Origin of the sequence: Sphingomonas sp. URHD0057 (genome assembly GCF_000620665.1) — a bacterium.
Lineage (GTDB): Bacteria > Pseudomonadota > Alphaproteobacteria > Sphingomonadales > Sphingomonadaceae > Sphingomicrobium.
This window is the reverse complement of record NZ_JIAU01000005.1, coordinates 155,155-170,000: the sequence shown is the minus strand read 5'-3', so window position 1 is coordinate 170,000 and position 14,846 is coordinate 155,155. Positions and strand designations below refer to the sequence as shown.

15 protein-coding genes (1 of these 15 running past the window's edge) are annotated in these 14,846 nt (G+C 66.9%); 4 read left to right on the top strand and 11 right to left on the bottom strand.

What is annotated here, in order from left to right; translation table 11 throughout:
- Window positions 1-246, bottom strand: partial view of a CBS domain-containing protein gene (locus tag N539_RS0100980; RefSeq protein ID WP_028968756.1) — the 5' portion only. It extends 183 nt beyond the left edge of the window; the window shows 246 of its 429 coding nt (coding positions 1-246); it begins with the start codon at window positions 244-246; the stop codon falls past the left edge of the window.
- A 68-nt stretch (window positions 247-314) separates the two neighbouring features.
- Here N539_RS0100980 and N539_RS14790 point away from each other — a divergent pair, with 68 nt between their 5' ends.
- Both N539_RS14790 and N539_RS0100970 read left to right on the top strand, forming a co-directional pair.
- Entirely contained in the window at window positions 315-605 is a 291-nt protein-coding gene (locus N539_RS14790) for a hypothetical protein (protein ID WP_051531105.1), read from the top strand.
- Window positions 602-976, top strand: a complete 375-nt coding sequence (locus N539_RS0100970; RefSeq protein WP_028968755.1) for an acyl-CoA thioesterase — start codon at window positions 602-604, stop codon at window positions 974-976. Before N539_RS14790 ends, N539_RS0100970 begins: the two co-directional genes overlap by 4 nt.
- Here N539_RS0100970 and N539_RS0100965 read toward each other — a convergent pair.
- The 7 genes from N539_RS0100965 to N539_RS18685 all read right to left on the bottom strand — a co-directional run bounded on the left by N539_RS0100965 (window position 973) and on the right by N539_RS18685 (window position 10,685).
- Entirely contained in the window at window positions 973-2,460 is a 1,488-nt protein-coding gene (locus tag N539_RS0100965) for a DUF4139 domain-containing protein (RefSeq protein ID WP_028968754.1), read from the bottom strand. The two genes, N539_RS0100970 and N539_RS0100965, sit on opposite strands and share 4 nt — an antisense overlap.
- A gap of 5 nt (window positions 2,461-2,465) precedes the next feature.
- Entirely contained in the window at window positions 2,466-3,896 is a 1,431-nt protein-coding gene (locus N539_RS0100960; RefSeq protein WP_156029682.1) for a DUF4139 domain-containing protein, read from the bottom strand.
- 113 nt (window positions 3,897-4,009) lie between these two features.
- Window positions 4,010-4,645 carry a DUF4167 domain-containing protein gene (locus tag N539_RS0100955; protein ID WP_028968752.1) on the bottom strand — a complete coding sequence of 212 codons (636 nt, stop codon included), beginning with the start codon at window positions 4,643-4,645 and terminating at the stop codon, window positions 4,010-4,012.
- A 224-nt stretch (window positions 4,646-4,869) separates the two neighbouring features.
- Window positions 4,870-5,697, bottom strand: coding sequence for a peptide chain release factor N(5)-glutamine methyltransferase (gene prmC, locus N539_RS0100950; RefSeq protein WP_028968751.1), 828 nt, complete (start codon window positions 5,695-5,697; stop codon window positions 4,870-4,872).
- The gene (gene prfA / locus N539_RS0100945) at window positions 5,694-6,779 is read right to left on the bottom strand and encodes a peptide chain release factor 1 (RefSeq protein ID WP_028968750.1); all 1,086 of its coding nucleotides are present in this window, start codon (window positions 6,777-6,779) and stop codon (window positions 5,694-5,696) included. The genes prmC and prfA overlap by 4 nt, the downstream gene beginning before the upstream one ends.
- Window positions 6,776-8,014: a histidine--tRNA ligase gene (gene hisS / locus N539_RS0100940; RefSeq protein WP_028968749.1), complete on the bottom strand. Its 1,239-nt coding sequence runs from the start codon at window positions 8,012-8,014 to the stop codon at window positions 6,776-6,778. Before hisS ends, prfA begins: the two co-directional genes overlap by 4 nt.
- A 37-nt stretch (window positions 8,015-8,051) precedes the next feature.
- Window positions 8,052-10,685 (bottom strand): TonB-dependent receptor, encoded by a 2,634-nt coding sequence (locus N539_RS18685; RefSeq protein WP_197018308.1) that lies wholly within the window; start codon window positions 10,683-10,685, stop codon window positions 8,052-8,054.
- A gap of 186 nt (window positions 10,686-10,871) precedes the next feature.
- Here N539_RS18685 and N539_RS0100930 point away from each other — a divergent pair, with 186 nt between their 5' ends.
- Window positions 10,872-12,362 (top strand): amidase, encoded by a 1,491-nt coding sequence (locus N539_RS0100930; RefSeq protein ID WP_231462799.1) that lies wholly within the window; start codon window positions 10,872-10,874, stop codon window positions 12,360-12,362.
- Here N539_RS0100930 and N539_RS0100925 read toward each other — a convergent pair.
- On the bottom strand, window positions 12,352-12,666 hold the full coding sequence (locus tag N539_RS0100925; RefSeq protein ID WP_028968747.1) for a DMT family transporter: 315 nt from the start codon (window positions 12,664-12,666) through the stop codon (window positions 12,352-12,354). The genes N539_RS0100930 and N539_RS0100925 overlap by 11 nt on opposite strands.
- Before the next feature lie 50 nt (window positions 12,667-12,716).
- On the opposite strand from N539_RS0100925, the gene N539_RS0100920 reads away from it, so the two are divergent.
- Complete coding sequence (locus N539_RS0100920) at window positions 12,717-13,361, top strand: DUF1345 domain-containing protein (RefSeq protein ID WP_028968746.1); 645 nt, start codon at window positions 12,717-12,719, stop codon at window positions 13,359-13,361.
- Here the strand turns inward: N539_RS0100920 and N539_RS0100915 are convergent.
- Window positions 13,358-14,257 carry a DMT family transporter gene (locus tag N539_RS0100915; RefSeq protein ID WP_028968745.1) on the bottom strand — a complete coding sequence of 300 codons (900 nt, stop codon included), beginning with the start codon at window positions 14,255-14,257 and terminating at the stop codon, window positions 13,358-13,360. The two genes, N539_RS0100920 and N539_RS0100915, sit on opposite strands and share 4 nt — an antisense overlap.
- A 27-nt stretch (window positions 14,258-14,284) precedes the next feature.
- Window positions 14,285-14,764, bottom strand: a complete 480-nt coding sequence (locus tag N539_RS17505; protein WP_051531100.1) for a retropepsin-like aspartic protease family protein — start codon at window positions 14,762-14,764, stop codon at window positions 14,285-14,287.
- Window positions 14,765-14,846 lie beyond the last annotated feature (82 nt).

The following is a 14,846-nucleotide window of genomic DNA, read 5'->3' as shown; positions in this document are numbered from 1 at the left end:
TGCGGTGATCGCCGGCGAGCTCATCGCTTTGCTCACCGGCCAGTCGAGCGCTTCGGCGCCGTGCTCGCGCAGGCAATAGATGACGTCGCGCTCCGACATGACCCCGGCGATTTGGCCATTCTCGATCACCGGAAGAGCGCCGATGCGCTTTTCGCCAAGCTTTCGAACCGCATCGTGCACGCGGTCGTCGACGCCGATGGTCTCGACCGTGTTTCCCTTGCTGCCAAGCACTGCCGCGATGGTCATGGCGCGCCTCCCCGACTTGCCCCGCCTGTCGGCTTGATCGTCTCACTTCGCAAGCCCAAAGGGAGGCCATGCCCCAGCCAGATCCCATCCCGAGCCCTGGCTATTCGCTGATGCGTCGCTTCTGGCGGATCTTCCGGCTGCTCGCGCTGCTGTCCGTGATCGTTGCGGGAATCGCGGTGGTCCTGGTCACGCGCGGCGACGACCAAATCCACGCCGGCCTGATCATCGCCACCGGGCTTGGCGTCGGGTTCACCATGCTCCTCGGCACGGCCCTGATGACGCTTGTGTTCCTGAGCTCATCGAGCGGGCATGACGATCAGGCCACGCCTCATATCCACCAGGAGAGCGACGACCAATGACCGATCTCGAGCGGACGCCGATCCTGCGCGTTGTGCCCGGCCCCACCGACATCAACGCCAACGGCCATATCTTCGGCGGCTGGGTATTGAGCCAGATGGACATCGCCGCGGGCGTCGTCGCCTCGCGCCGCTCGAAGGGACCGGTCGCCACCGTGGCGATCGAGGCGATGGAATTCATCGCGCCGATCCATCTGCGCGACCTGATCTCGGTCTATGCCCACGTCGAGCGCGTCGGCCGGACCTCGATGGGGGTGAGGATCGAAGTCGTCGCCCAGCGCGACCTCGGCCAGACCGAGGTCAAGGTGACCGAAGGACTGTTCACCTTCGTCGCGCTGGACGCCAACAACCGTCCGCGGTCCATCGATAATTAGTGGTATCGCAGCCTGGCGCTTCCGTTCGCCGGCACGGTGACGCGCCACAGCATCCAGCCATCGCGCTTCACCAGTTTCGCGTTCAGCCCTTTGGTGTCGAGAGCTAGCTCGATCTCGGCAATCTGCGGCCGCGGAAGATCGTTGGTAAGCGTGAGGATATAAGCGTCGGGATCGTCGTCCGTTTGCTTCGCGAAGACGCCGTTTGCAGTCCCGACCGGAATCTCGACTCTCTCGCCGATCGCGTGGTCGTCCATCTTACCCTCGCCGATCAGGACGCGGCGGCCATCCCTCCGGCCGAGCAAGACGACCTTGCCTGCCGGCAAGGCAAGACCGAGCCCTTCCTGAGATCGGTTGCGGGTGACGAGGACCCGCTCCAGCGGACCTTCGAAGTTTCCCTCCGGCGGGCGGAGCTTGACGATGCTCTGGACGCCGACGGAGGCCTGGCTGATCATAGCGACCTGCTTTTGCGACTTGGCCGCCACCGTGACCTGTTCGGGAATGCGATATAGCCGCACGTCGCCGAGCTTCTCCTCCTCGGCCATCAGCTCGTCGCCGCCGCGCTCGGCCGAGGGCGGCGGCGATGGCGGCGGCGCCTGCGCGCTGATGCGTGAGCCGGTGACAATGATGAGCTCACCGCCCACCGGCAGCACTTCAACCGGAATGTCGCTAGTCGTGCCTTGCGGCCAGCAGTTGATCGTAATCGGCCTGGCTTCCCCTTGCGGCACATAGACGCGATCGCGGTTGAGCTTGCCGGCGACGGCCTGGGTGTCGGCGTCCGCGAGCGATGTCTGGTCACCGTTGGCGAGGGTCAGCCAGGCGAACAGCGAGATCCGGTCGCCGCCGGGCGAGAGCTCGGCGACATAATTTGCCTGCCAGTCGAAATTGTTGGTGATGTAGGTCAGCGTCACCTCGCGCTCGATCGGACCGGGACTGCGGACGCGCACCGACAGCGTCGGCTTGGCGGATAGCCCGGTCGGCACTCGCGAGGCAATCAGCGTCTCGGGCAGGCCGGTGCAGCGCAGCGCCTCGATGCCGCCGGCCGTCTGCAAGACAACTCCGTCGGACGTGGCGCGGACCACCGCTTCCTGCTCGCGGACCTTGCCCGTCGTCTTGTCGGTGCGGCGAAGCAGCAGCCGCTCGCCGAGCGACGCATCGAGCAGCGACCCTGGCGAAAGCAGCCGCGCATCGCGGTTCTTCTCGAGCACCGCTTCGCCGAGACCGACTACGATCGCACTCTGCGGGACGATGCCCGAGGTCACCCCTTCGAAGCGCAGCTCGCTCTCGCCGGCGGGCAACCGCACGCGGCGGGTTTCGCTGACCAGCGCATAGCCGCCGAGCCACTCGAGGTTGAGCGGCTCGATCCCGCGGTCCGGGTTGCGGTAGACGGTCACGGCCACGCGCTCGGGCGCCGGCGACGTGACGATCGCCTGCGCGTCGATGCGCGCGGACAGCGCCAGCGCTGCAACCAGGACGAGGGCGCGCATCGGTCTTAGTAGCGGCTGTCGAACGTCGCGGTGACGGTTGCTTGGCCGTTCGCCGGAACGGGAACGGTCCAGCCGACCTGGTCGGCATTCGGCCGCACCGATTTCATGCTTTCGTTGGTGACTCGGGTGTCGCCGACAAGGCCGCTCTGGAACAGGTCGATGGTGATCGGCTTCGGCGAGGCGTTGGTCAGCGTGTAGCGCATCCGGGTCTTCCAACGGTCGCTCGCGATTCGAGTTCGCTCCTCGACGACTGGCCGGACCTTGACGTCAAACGCCTCTCCCGTTGTCACGCCGATCTGCGACCCCATCGGAGTGTGATCGATCGCGTGTTCGCCGACGAACTGGGGGCTGCCGCGCGCGTCGCGCTGATAAACGCGGATAGTACCAGCCGGCAGCGCATCGCCGAGCCCGCCGTCGCGGGAGCTCGAGAAGCGCAGCACCGTCGAGGCGCCCATCGGCTCCTCGCTCGTCGTCAGCCAGCCATTGTTGAACTCAAAGGAGCGCAGCGCGGGAGCACCGTGCACGTCGAGGAAGCTGACCTGCTTGGTCTGCTTGTCGGCGATCGTCGTGCGCTCTGGCAGCGGATAGAGGTAGAAGTCGCCGAGCCGCTCACGTCCAGCGGTCTCGGTTCCGGCGCGGCCGATCGTGCGTCCGGGCGGGGGCGGCGGAGGGGGAGGGGGATAACCGCCGCCATAATAACGCTGCTGGTATGGGTTCGCCTGACCGACGGCGCCCGCCACGAGAAGGGTCGAGGCGTTCATGTACGGAGTGCCGCTGTTGTTGGTAAGCGTTATCCAGCCCTGCATGTCCATGCGGCTGTTGGCTTCGTCGAACAGGGCCACGTAGTCGGCCGCCCAGCCGAGGCCGGGGGTCAGGTAGGTGAGCGTAACCGGACGCGGCCCGCCCCCGTCGCTGCGAACGGTGACCGACAGGGTCGGGCGGGGGCGCAGCGAGGCAGGGACCTGATCGAAGATGACGCGCGCTGGCAGCCCGTCGTCGCGCAGCACCTCTATGCGGTCGCCGATTTGCAGCACGACGCCGCCATTGGCAGCCAGCACTCGAGCGCGTTCGCGCACCTCGCCGCCGGTCGCCGGATTGACGCGAACCAGGGTCACTTCCTGGCCGACCGCATTCTGCATCAGCGCCGCCGGCGTCAGCAGGTCGAAGTCGAAGTTCTGCTCGACGATGCCGACGCCGCGGCCGTTGAGAGTCACGGTTTCGGGCTGAATTTGCGCCGAGACGTCGCTGAACTCCTGCCGGCTTCGTCCGGACGGAAGGTTGAGCACGCGCTTGTCTTCGACCAACGCGCGGTTGTTGTTGTAGATCGTGACCGCCACATCACCTTGAGCGGTCTGGCTCGCCGCCGGCACCTCGGCCTGGGCGAACAGCGGCGCCGCGGCGCATAGCGCCGTGCCCAACAGAAACAATCGACGCATTCCCATCTCCCCGAACTCAGACGGGGACGATGTTACAATGTAACACGCACGTCAAGCCGTCGTTGGAGAGCAGAGAAGCGTTACGGCCGTGAACGGTCAGTGAATTGAACGGCTTAGGCCGCGGGAGCGATCTCGTCGTCGCCATCGGCGGGCCGAGCGGCGCGCGCGCGGCGGCGGGGGCGCTCGGGCTCCGCTTCGACTTCATCGGATTGGTCGTCGCGGCCGATCGCCGGCGGAAGCGCGTCGAACGGAATGGTTTCGGGCTCGCCGTTCATTGGCTCGTCACGGCTGGCGCGTTCAGGGCGCTGGGCGCGTGCGGAGCGTTGCTCATCGCCTTCGGAGCGGTGCGGGCGGTCGCGGCGATTGAAGCGCTCGGCGCGCTCGGGCCGATCGTCCGACGCTTCAACGTCGCCCGCCTCGGCCAGCTCTTCGTCGCCCTCGTCCTCGTCCATTTCCTCGTCGCGCTGGCGCCGCGGGTTCTGGTCCTCGAAGCGGGCGCGGCTTTCGCCCAGAACGCGAAAATAATGGTCCGCGAACTGAAGGAAATATTCGGTCTGCACGCGGTCGCCCGCGAGCTGCGCGTCGCGCGCCATGCTCTTGTATTTCTCGAGCAGCTGGGCGGCGTTGCCGCGCTGGCGATTGTCCTGGCGGTTGCCCGGCTGTCCGCCGAGGTTCCGACCCCCGCCGCCGCCGCTGCCTTGTCCACCACGGCCGCGCCTGCGGCCACCACCCTGTCTGTTGTTGATCAAATGCCTACGTCCTTACGCAGTGAAGCTAGCCCCTTTGCCTTCCTCGGGCAGGGCGGCGCGAGGCGCTGCCCTGACCCTCTCGTCGCGGTCTGCGCTACAAGCGCGAGACGAACGGCCGATTGCGTCGGGGGTGGAGCGGAGCGCGTCCAGCTTCCCTTGAAGGGGCGGGCACCGGTCCTGCCATTGATGTAGTGTCGCCGACGCCCGATGCCAAGCGATTTCGTTCAAACCCAGGTTAGCAGGACGGCGCGGTGGCGCCCGGCAAGGTCCTCCGCGACCCGCGCCTTGAGGCCGTCGCGGGCAAGGAGCGAACTGACCGCATCGGCCTGATCGTGGCCGATCTCGACCGCCGCCAGCCCGCCCCGGCTGAGCAAGCGCGGCAGCTGCGGGGCCAGCTCGCGGTAGGCGTCGAGGCCCTCCACACCGGCAAACAGCGCCTCGTCCGGCTCGAATTCGCGCACGCCGGCGCCAACCTCGGCGCCTTCGGGGACGTAGGGCGGGTTGCAGAGAATCAGGTCGAAGGTCTCGACCAAGCCTTTCGCCCAATCCCCCTGGATCAGCTTGATCCGGTTTTCGAAGCCGAGCCGCCGCGCATTGGCCGAGGCGTAGGACAGGGCCTGGCGCGACATGTCGATGCCGAGGCCGGTCGCTTCGGGCCAGATGTCGACCGCGGCCAGCACGAGGGTTCCCGGCCCGGTGCCGAGATCGAGGATGCGCTGTGGGCCGGCCGTGCCTTCGAAATGCTCGAGCGCGGAGGCGATCAGCGCCTCGGAATCCGGGCGCGGCACGAGTACTCCGGGGCCGACGTGTAGCTCGATGTTCCAGAACGCCCGGCGGCCGGTGATGTAGGCGATCGGCTCGCCCGACTTGCGGCGCTCGACCATGTCCCAGAAGCGGTCCGGCACCGGGCGATCGGGCGGCGCCAGGATCAGCCGGTCGCGATCGATGTGCAGCGCCTCGGCCATCAAGAGTTCGGCGTCGAGGCGTGCAGTGTCGCTGGTCTTTTCGAGCCGACGCGCGGCATCGCCGAGCGCGCGGGCGATGTGCTTCACGCGTCTTCGAGGCCAGCCAGCCGCTCCGCCTCGTCCTCCGCGATCAGCGCGCCGGTGAGCTCGCCGAGCCCCGGGCCTTCGAGGATCGCGTCGAGCTTGTGCAGCGTCAGGTTGATCCGGTGGTCGGTGACTCGTCCCTGGGGGAAATTATAGGTGCGGATCCGCTCCGAGCGATCGCCTGACCCGACCATAGATTTTCTCGCTCCGGCGCGCTCGCTGGCCAGGCGCTCGCGCTCGAGCTCGAACAGCCTGGTGCGCAGCACCTTCAGCGCCTTGGCCTTGTTCTTGTGCTGCGATTTCTCGTCCTGCTGGATGACGACCAGGCCAGTCGGCAAGTGAGTGATCCGCACGGCGCTGTCGGTGGTGTTGACCGACTGCCCGCCCGGGCCGGACGAGCGATAGACGTCGATCCTCAGGTCCTTGTCGTCGATATGGATATCGACATCTTCGGCCTCGGGCAGCACGGCGACGGTCGCCGCTGAGGTGTGGATGCGCCCGCCGCTTTCGGTCGCCGGCACGCGCTGGACGCGATGGACTCCGCTTTCGAACTTAAGCTGCGCGAACACCCCTCGCCCGGTAATCGAGGCGATCGCTTCCTTGTATCCGCCGACCTCCGAGACGCTGGCTGAGATCAGCTCGAAGCGCCACCCCATGCCCTCGGCATAGCGCTGGTACATGCGCAGGAGATCGCCGGCGAACAGCGCCGCCTCGTCGCCGCCGGTCCCGGCCCTAACTTCGAGCATCGCGGGACGGTCGTCGGCTGCGTCGCGCGGGAGCAGCTGGAGCGCGAGCCGGCGCTCGGCGTCGGGCAGCTTGCCGCGGATCTCCTCCGCTTCGGCAACCGCCATTTCCTTGAGCTCGGGCTCCGCGGCGGGGTCGTGGACCATGCCGTCGAGGACGTCCAACTCGGCGCGCAGCCGGCGCACCTCCCGCGCCGCATTGGCGACCGGCTCGATCGCCGCATAGTCCTTGGACAGCTTCACGAACTCGTCGGGCGACAAATCGGCGCGTGCCATCGTCTGGGCAAGCTCGTGGCGCCGCGATTCGATCGACGCGATGCGTTCCAGCGAGATGCGGGTCATCGGCGGATCGCCTCGGCAATCAGGTCGAGCGATACGCCGCGCTGTTCGCCGCTCGTCAGGTCCTTGAGCTGGGCCTGCCCGCTGTCGAGCTCGTCGTCGCCAAGGATGAGCGCGTAGGCGGCGCCGGCCGCATTCGCCCGGCTCATTCGCTTCTTGAGGTTGCCGCGATAGGCCATGTCGGCGGCGATTCCTTCGCGCCGAAGCCCGACCAGGATACGTTGCGCCTCGGCTTCCGCACGCTCGCCGAGCGGCACCAAAACCACCGCCGGGCGCACCGGCGCAGGAGCGTCGATCATCATCGCCAGACGTTCGATCCCGGCCGCCCAGCCGACCGCCGGCGTCGACGGGCCGCCAAGCGCTTCGATCAGCCCGTCGTAGCGGCCGCCGGCGATCACTGTCCCCTGCGCGCCGAGCCGGTCGGTGACGAATTCAAACGCGGTGTGGCGGTAATAGTCGAGGCCGCGCACCAGGCGCGGGTTGCGGGTCCATGGAACGCCGGCGGCGTCGACGCCGGCAGTCACGGCGGCGAAGAAATCCGATGCTTCGGCGGTCAAATATTCATCGACGTTTGGCGCGTTCTCGCAAATTCCCCGATCCTTCGGGTCCTTGCTGTCGAGGATCCGCAACGGATTGCGCTCGAGCCGCGCGACGCTGTCCTCGGACAGTGCGGCTTTGTGCGAACGAAAATAATCCACGAGCGCGCCGCGCCACGCATCGCGCGTCTCGGGGTCGCCGAGCGTGTTGAGCTCGAGCGTCACTCCCTCGGCGATGCCGAGCTCGGCGAGCAGTTGATAACCGAGGGTGAGGATTTCGACATCGGCCTGGGGCTCAGCCGCGCCGATGATCTCCGCGTCGAGCTGGTGGAATTCGCGGAAGCGGCCTTTCTGCGGCCGCTCATAGCGGAACGCGGAGCCTGACGCGGCGACCTTCAGCGGCGCGTGCTGCTGCCAACCTTCGGACAAATACGCGCGACAGATGCCCGCGGTAAACTCGGGCCGAAGGGTGATCGATTCCCCGCCGCGATCCTCGAACGAGTACATCTCCTTGGAGACGACATCGGTCGTCTCGCCGATCGTCCGGGCGAACACGGCGGTGTGTTCGATGGTCGGCACTTCGACCCGCCTGAAGCCGTAGAGACGGCGCACGCGATCGAACGCCGCAACCACCGCGGCGAGGCGGTCGGCATCTTCTCCGAGCAGGCTTTGCGTACCCCGTACGGGTTGAACCGGCGTCATTGCCGCGCGCTAAAGCACATTTCTTCGGAATGCGGAATCAGCGGGGATTGGTTCCGTTCTGGCGATCGCCTTGAAAATCCCGCCGCATCGTCGCGAACGACGGCAGGAACGATTTGCGGAAGCTGATCATGATCGTCCGGCCGAGCGGGTCGAGCAGGTCGGGTTGATAGCTCAGCGGCACGTTGCCGGCGGCGTCATGCACCTTGGGCCGGCTGTTGAAGAGGTTGTTCACCTCCAGCCGGAACTGAGTTCCGCGCAGCCACGGGTGCTTGAGGGCGACTTCCGGAATATCGCCGGGATTGGCGAACAGCCGCAGGTCGAACGTCGCGAGCGGGGAGAAGCGCAAGTCGTCGCCGCTCAGCGTATTGACCGTCGTCCCGCTCCGCCAATTGGCGCTGACGCGCGCGCCGAGCCCGTTGTTGGACCAGCCGCCCTGCGCCTCGACCTGGTGGCGCGGCGTGCCCCCGCCCTGGCCCGCTGCCTCCCCGTGCAGATAGTCGATCACCGGCAGGCCCGGGCCGATCGAGACCTTGTCGGTCAGCGTGATCGTATCGGTAAGCGAGAATTGGAGACGGCCGCGGCTCCCGCCGCCGAAGAAACCGCCGCCACCACCACCGCCGCCTCGGCCACCGCCGCCAAACCCGCCACGACCTCCGCCGAAACCGCCGCCGCCTTCGGATGGAGGTGGCGGAGGACCGCCGGCTCCCTCGGGTGGCGGGCCCGGAGGCGGAGCATTGGCGTCGGGTTGAGCGGCACCCTGAGGCGCGCCGCCGGCTTGCGCGCCGGTGGCCGGCGGCGTTCCGCCTCGACCCCCACGGAATTGCGCGCGAATCTGGTCCATCACCGATTGCGACGGCCGCCGCGATTTGAGCGGCTTGGAGAAATCGAAGCCAATACGCAGCGTGTCGCGCGTCGAACGGTCGAAGTTGATTGGCCGGAGGTCGACACTCACGAGCGTTCCCGAGGGATCGCGAACGAACCGCTCCGGGAACGCCTCCTCGATGGTCGGGCTCGCAGTGATGTTGGAGATCGGGCGGTCGATCTTCTGGTGGACGTAATCGGCGCGCAGCCGCAGATCGGTCTTGGAGCTCGGTTGCCAATAGCCGCCGAGCTTGAACACCGTCCGCTTGTCGGCATCGAGGTCGGGATTACCGCCCGTGGTGGCCGTGACCAGCACCGTCTCCCCGGTCGTGAAATCGAAAATGCGCGTCCCCGGAGTGACCAGCACCGGGTCGCCGAGCTGGTTGATGGTCGGGGCGCCCTCTTCCCGGCTCCAGCTGGTGAGGAAGTTGAGCCGGTCGACCGGCGACCAGTTGGCGCCGCCACCGAACTTGGTCAGCGTCCCGAAGTCCGAGAGCTGATCGACCTCGGCGTTGGCGTTTACCGTCAGATTGCCGAGCGCGCTGAAGTCGCGGTTCCGGCGCGAGATCGGCAGGTCGACATTCACGGCCGCAGTGCCGCTGGTGCGCCCGAGCGAGCCATTGGTACCGACGCCGGCAAGCTCGCGGAATGTATCCAGGTGGACCGTGTCCGCACCGGCGCGAATGGTGCCGCTGGCGTCCCCGGCCGGCAGCTTGAACAAATTGCCGTTGGCGGTGGCGGTGAGGTCCGCCGACGTGGTCGTCTCCCGCGCCCGGTCATGCGGGAAAGCGGCATTGTCGCGGTCGGTGCCGGTGGTATCGCGCTGCCAGTCGGCATTGCCGGCGACGTTCCAGTGCCACTGGCCCTTGTCGCCGTTGAGGGTGGTGCCGAGGTGAGCGCTGTTGCTGTTGGTGTTACGGGCAAGCGGCACCAGCAAAGTGTCGCCGAGCCCGATCAGCGAGCGGCCCTCGCTGTGCTCGAGCTCGCCGTTGAGCGTGCCCGACACGTCGCCGAGCACCGTCCGGCTGATGACGGTCGATCCGCGCAGGTCGCGCCTGGACCCGACCAGCGAGCGCGCCGCCAGCGCGTCCGCATCACTGCCGGTCGGCGACGATTCGGTGAGGAGAATGTCGCGCTCATCCTCGGTCAGCATCGAATTGCCTTCGGCGTGGAGGTTGAACTGCGTGCGGCCGTCGCGGTTGATCATCAGGCGCGTGAGATCGCCCTTGGCCGAGGCGTAGCCGCCGTCGGTGGCGGCGCCGGCCCCGACTTGCACGACGGTCGAGCGAAAGCGCTCGCGAAGGACGATGTTCACGACCTTCTGGTCGGCGCGATAGCCGTATTTTAGCGCGACTTCCTCGGGCAGTATCTCGACCCGGCTGATGGCTTCGGTCGGAATGTCGCGAAGCTCGCGGAAGCCCGAGATGCGCTTGCCGTTGAGGAGCAGGACCGGCTGTCCGCCGCCGCGGCCCTGGGCGCTTCCGATTTGCGGCGAAAGCGCGTCCAGAAGCTCGCTGATGTTGGTGGCGCCGGTCGCGCGCACGTCGCGCGAATCGAGGGTGTTTTCGGGCGGGATGTCGCCGACCACCGACCCGCGCGGGCGGGCGCCGGTGACGACGATGGCGTCTTCCTCGTCGCCATATTCGTCGGTCGCGACCGGTGCTTCGGTTGCCGGTGCTGCCGTGGCCGGCGGTGCCGCAGTGTCCGCCGGCGGCTGCGACGGATCGACGGCCGCCGATTGCGCGGCGACCGGCGATGACAAGGGCAGAAGCGCCGCCACACCGGCGAGAAGCCTGGTTCGCAATGTCATGACGGCTGCGCTAACCGCGGCGACTGAACGCGCGCTGACATTGGGCTTAAGTTCGAGCAAGCGTCGGACCAGACCGACCAACGGATGGAATATTGCATCTTGCGCTCAAACCCTTTGGGGGGCTTTTGTTGCGCCGCTCGGTAGGGGGTGATCGCAATGATTAAAAGTGCAGCAGCAAGCCTAGCGATGCTTTTCGCAACGGGCGCCTCGGCGCAATATCCTGACGGCAGCGCGCGGCAACGGACCGCCAACGCGCTCGCGCGCATCCAGGCGATCGACCCGCAATTGCACTCGGTGCTCGCCCTCGACTCGACAGCGATGGCCCAGGCTCAGCGAATCGACGCGCGTGGCGCGCGCGGCGGGATCGCCGGCGAGCCCATCCTGCTCAAGGACAATATCGAGGCCGCCGGGCCGCTTCCGACGACCGCCGGCAGCCTTGCGCTTTCGACCAACGTCACCAACCGCGACGCGCCGCTGGTCGCGCGCCTTCGCGCGGCCGGCGCAATCATCCTCGGGAAAACCAACCTTAGCGAGTGGGCGAACATCCGCTCGAACCATTCAATCTCCGGGTGGAGCGCGGTCGGCGGCCAAACCCGCAACCCGTGGGCGCTCGACCGCAATCCGTGCGGCAGCTCGAGCGGCAGCGGCGCGGCGGTCGCGGCTGGCCTAGTGCGCATCGCCATCGGCACCGAGACCGATGGGTCGGTGACCTGCCCCGCGGCGCTCAACGGCATCGTCGGGATGAAGCCGACCGTCGGCCTGGTCAGCCGCACCCACATCGTTCCGATCAGCCACAGCCAGGACACCGCCGGGCCGATCGCCGCGAGCGTGCGCGAAGCGGCGATGCTGCTGACCGCGATTGCCGGCAGCGACCCCGCCGATCCGGCGACGGTGGAGGCGGACAAGCGCAAGACCGATTATGCCGCGCTGCTCGACGCCGGCTCGCTGAAGGGCAAGCGGATCGGCGTCATGCGCTTCGCCTCGGGGTTCGGCACCGACGCCGCTTTTGCGACCGCGCTGGCGGTGCTTCGCGAACGCGGCGCGACGCTGGTCGAGATCAAGAAGTTCGACGACCAGTCGAAAGGCAGCGACGAGCTCAAGGTCCTGCTGACCGAGCTCAAGGCCGATCTCGCGACCTATCTCAAGGGCAGCCCGGCCCCGATCCCGGTGCGCAGCCTCGCCGACGTGATCGCCTTCGACAATGCGCACGCGAAGGCTGAAATGCCGCTGTTCGGCCAGGACACGTTCGAGGACGCGCAGAAGACCAAGGGGTTGAGCGACCCCGCTTACAAGAAAGCGCGCGAGGCGAGCTTCCGCGCCGCGGGCCCGAACGGGATCGACCATCTCCTGAAGCAGTACAATGTCATTGCGCTGGTCGGCCCGACGATGCCGCCGGCGTGGCTGATCGACCCGGTGAACGGCGACCAGAGCACGGGCGGTGGCGCGGGATCGCTTGCCGCAGTCGCCGGTTACCCGCACCTGACGGTGCCGATGGGCCTCGTCAAAGGATTGCCGGTCGGGCTCAGTTTCATCGGGCCCAAGTGGAGCGAGGCGCGGCTGTTGTCGCTCGGCTACGCTTACGAGCAGGCGCGCGGGCCGTTGCCGACGCCAAAACTCTATCGCTCGATCGACGACAGTCCCGAGATCGCGCCGGCGCTGCTGCCGATCAGGCGGTAGCGCGAAGCGCGGCGATCGCCGCGACGATGGCGAGGATCAGGAGGAGGCGGACGGTGCTCGACGGCTCGTGGAACCAGAGGATCCCGACGATCACCGTGCCGACCGCGCCGATGCCGCCCCACACGGCATAGGCGGTTCCCATCGGGATCGTCCGCGACGCGAACTCGAGCAAAGCCATGCTGATCGCGACCGAGACCAGGAAGGCGAGGGTCCACGGCAGGTTCCTGAACCCGTCGACGAAGCGCAGCGAGGTCGTGAACCCGACTTCGAACACACCGCCGATGACAAGCCACAGCCAGGGCATGGATTTCCTTTCACTGGACGCGGCGCGCCCTTTCGTTACGCTCCGAACTCATGGCGAAACCGCACACCATCGGCAATAAGATCGCGCCGTGGCGCTTCCTTGTGTTCGTCGGAATCATGGCGGCAGGAGTGCCCATCGCCTCGCGGCAAATGGGCAATCTCGCGCTCGGTCTCATGACCGGCTTCGACATCGCCGCGCTAGTCTTTCTGATCCTGTGCGCGCCGGTGCTGGGGACGAAGCAAGCGGCGGTCGTGCACCGGCATGCCAAAGAGAATGACGCCAATCGCACCGGGCTGATTGTCATCACGTTGATTGTGATGGCCGTCTTGCTCGCCGCCATCGGAGCGGAGACGATGGTCAACCGCCCGGAGCCCCTGACCAAGGCGATCGTCATTTCGAGTTTGTTCCTCGCCTGGCTGTTCAGCAACCTCGTCTACGCATTCCATTATGCGCACATGGCATATCGCGATGGTCCGCACGCGACCTGTTCGGGGCTAAATTTTCCGGGCAAGGAAGACCCTGTCTATTGGGACTTCATCTATTTCGCCTTCACCCTCGGCATGACCTTCCAGACCTCCGACGTGACCATCAGCGATCCGCACATCCGCAAGTTCGTCACCCTCCACGCCTTCGGCGCCTTCGTGTTCAACATCGGCGTGCTCGCCTTCACCATCAACGTGATCGGCAGCAGTTAGGTATAGTCCATCTCCGGCGGGGCGGCGGGCTTGCCGCGAATCGCGAGCAGGCAACCGGCGATGATCAGCGCGGCGCCGGCCAGCGTGTACGACGACAGTTTCTCGTGGAAGTAGATCCAGCCGAGGACCGAGGCCCACAGGAAGGCGCTATATTCCGTGACCGCAAGATAGCTCGCCTGCGCGCGCGCATAGGCCCAGGAGAACAGCAGCCCGCCGGTGATCGACATCAATCCGGCGATCACGATCCACAGCCAATGCCCGTGCGGCCATTCGGGCATGCCGAACAGCGGCACTGCGGCGAGCCATAGGGCTGCAACCGTCAGGGACTGGAAGAAACCGATCTCGAGCGGCTTTGCGGCAAGCGCCTGGTGCCGCATCAGCACGATGTTCACGGCATAGCACAGCGCCGAGCCGATGATCGCGGCGCTGCCGAGCAGCACCTCCGGCCCGAGCTGGGTGCGCGCCTGGCCGAACACAATGGCCAGCACGCCCGCGAACGCGACCACCGAGCCGAGGATCGAGCGTGACCCGATCCGCTCATGCAGCGTCAGCGCCGCCAGCACCAAAGCAATCAGCGGCGCGATGAAGGTCAGCGCGATCGCCTGGGCCAGCGGCACGCGGCCGATGCCCCAGAAGAACAGCAGCGCCATGACCATCACCACCACGCCGCGCCAGATGTGAATCCGAAGCGTCTTGCGGGTCGGCCACTGTCGCCGCGCCGGAAAGTATAGCGCGGCTGAAACCGTCAGATTCACCAGCGAACGCCAGATGCTGATCGCGTAGATGCCGATGGCGATGACCAGCGCCTTCATCACCGCATCCATGACCGACAGCACGCCGACTGCCGCGAGTGATACCGCGAAGGCTTGAGCGGGATGTTGGGGAACGCGGTTCATCGACCGCGCCATAGTGACGACTTCAGGCTAGCGCAGCACCATATATTCGCCGCGCATCTGCACCTCGCCCATCCGCGACAAATAGGATTGGCCGAGCAGCGACATCGAGGAATCCGCGAGGATGACGCCGTCGACGTCGTTGACCAGCTTGCCGTCGACCTCGATGCTGTCGATGGTCACCGGCAAGCCGCGCACCGGACCCGAAGCACCTTCGCCGATGACGTAGAATTTGGACGGATCGACCGGGATGCCGAGCCGCTCGGCGTCATCCGTGGTCAGCGCAACCACATCCGCGCCGGTGTCGACGATGAAGTGGACGAGCTCGCCATCGACCTTCGCATAAGTGAAAAAGTGGCCGCTCTCGCTGCGTTCCAGGCGCGTCTCCTTGGGCGGCTCCGACGGTGTCGAGACGCGGTGCGGATGGCCGCTGCTGCGTGGCCCGGAGCTGGGCATGAACGCACCGATGGCGACGCCGATGCCGAGGATGAAGAGAAACAATCGTCCCATGCGAGAAGGCCTACCGTGGCGATGGGTTCAAAATCGTTAAAACCGCTACCGAACCGCGGCGGCGTGTGGCGAGTCGATCAGC

Excerpts from the sequence above, each read along its gene's own strand:
- N539_RS14790 (WP_051531105.1), top strand. The coding sequence starts at position 315 with ATGCCCCAGCCAGATCCCATCCCGAGCCCTGGCTATTCGCTGATGCGT.
- N539_RS0100970 (WP_028968755.1), top strand. The coding sequence starts at position 602 with ATGACCGATCTCGAGCGGACGCCGATCCTGCGCGTTGTGCCCGGCCCC.
- N539_RS0100965 (WP_028968754.1), bottom strand. The coding sequence starts at position 2,460 with ATGCGCGCCCTCGTCCTGGTTGCAGCGCTGGCGCTGTCCGCGCGCATC.
- N539_RS0100960 (WP_156029682.1), bottom strand. The coding sequence starts at position 3,896 with ATGCGTCGATTGTTTCTGTTGGGCACGGCGCTATGCGCCGCGGCGCCG.
- prfA (WP_028968750.1), bottom strand. The coding sequence starts at position 6,779 with ATGACCCGCATCTCGCTGGAACGCATCGCGTCGATCGAATCGCGGCGC.
- hisS (WP_028968749.1), bottom strand. The coding sequence starts at position 8,014 with ATGACGCCGGTTCAACCCGTACGGGGTACGCAAAGCCTGCTCGGAGAA.
- N539_RS18685 (WP_197018308.1), bottom strand. The coding sequence starts at position 10,685 with ATGACATTGCGAACCAGGCTTCTCGCCGGTGTGGCGGCGCTTCTGCCC.
- N539_RS0100930 (WP_231462799.1), top strand. The coding sequence starts at position 10,872 with ATGCTTTTCGCAACGGGCGCCTCGGCGCAATATCCTGACGGCAGCGCG.
- N539_RS0100925 (WP_028968747.1), bottom strand. The coding sequence starts at position 12,666 with ATGCCCTGGCTGTGGCTTGTCATCGGCGGTGTGTTCGAAGTCGGGTTC.
- N539_RS0100920 (WP_028968746.1), top strand. The coding sequence starts at position 12,717 with ATGGCGAAACCGCACACCATCGGCAATAAGATCGCGCCGTGGCGCTTC.
- N539_RS0100915 (WP_028968745.1), bottom strand. The coding sequence starts at position 14,257 with ATGAACCGCGTTCCCCAACATCCCGCTCAAGCCTTCGCGGTATCACTC.
- N539_RS17505 (WP_051531100.1), bottom strand. The coding sequence starts at position 14,764 with ATGGGACGATTGTTTCTCTTCATCCTCGGCATCGGCGTCGCCATCGGT.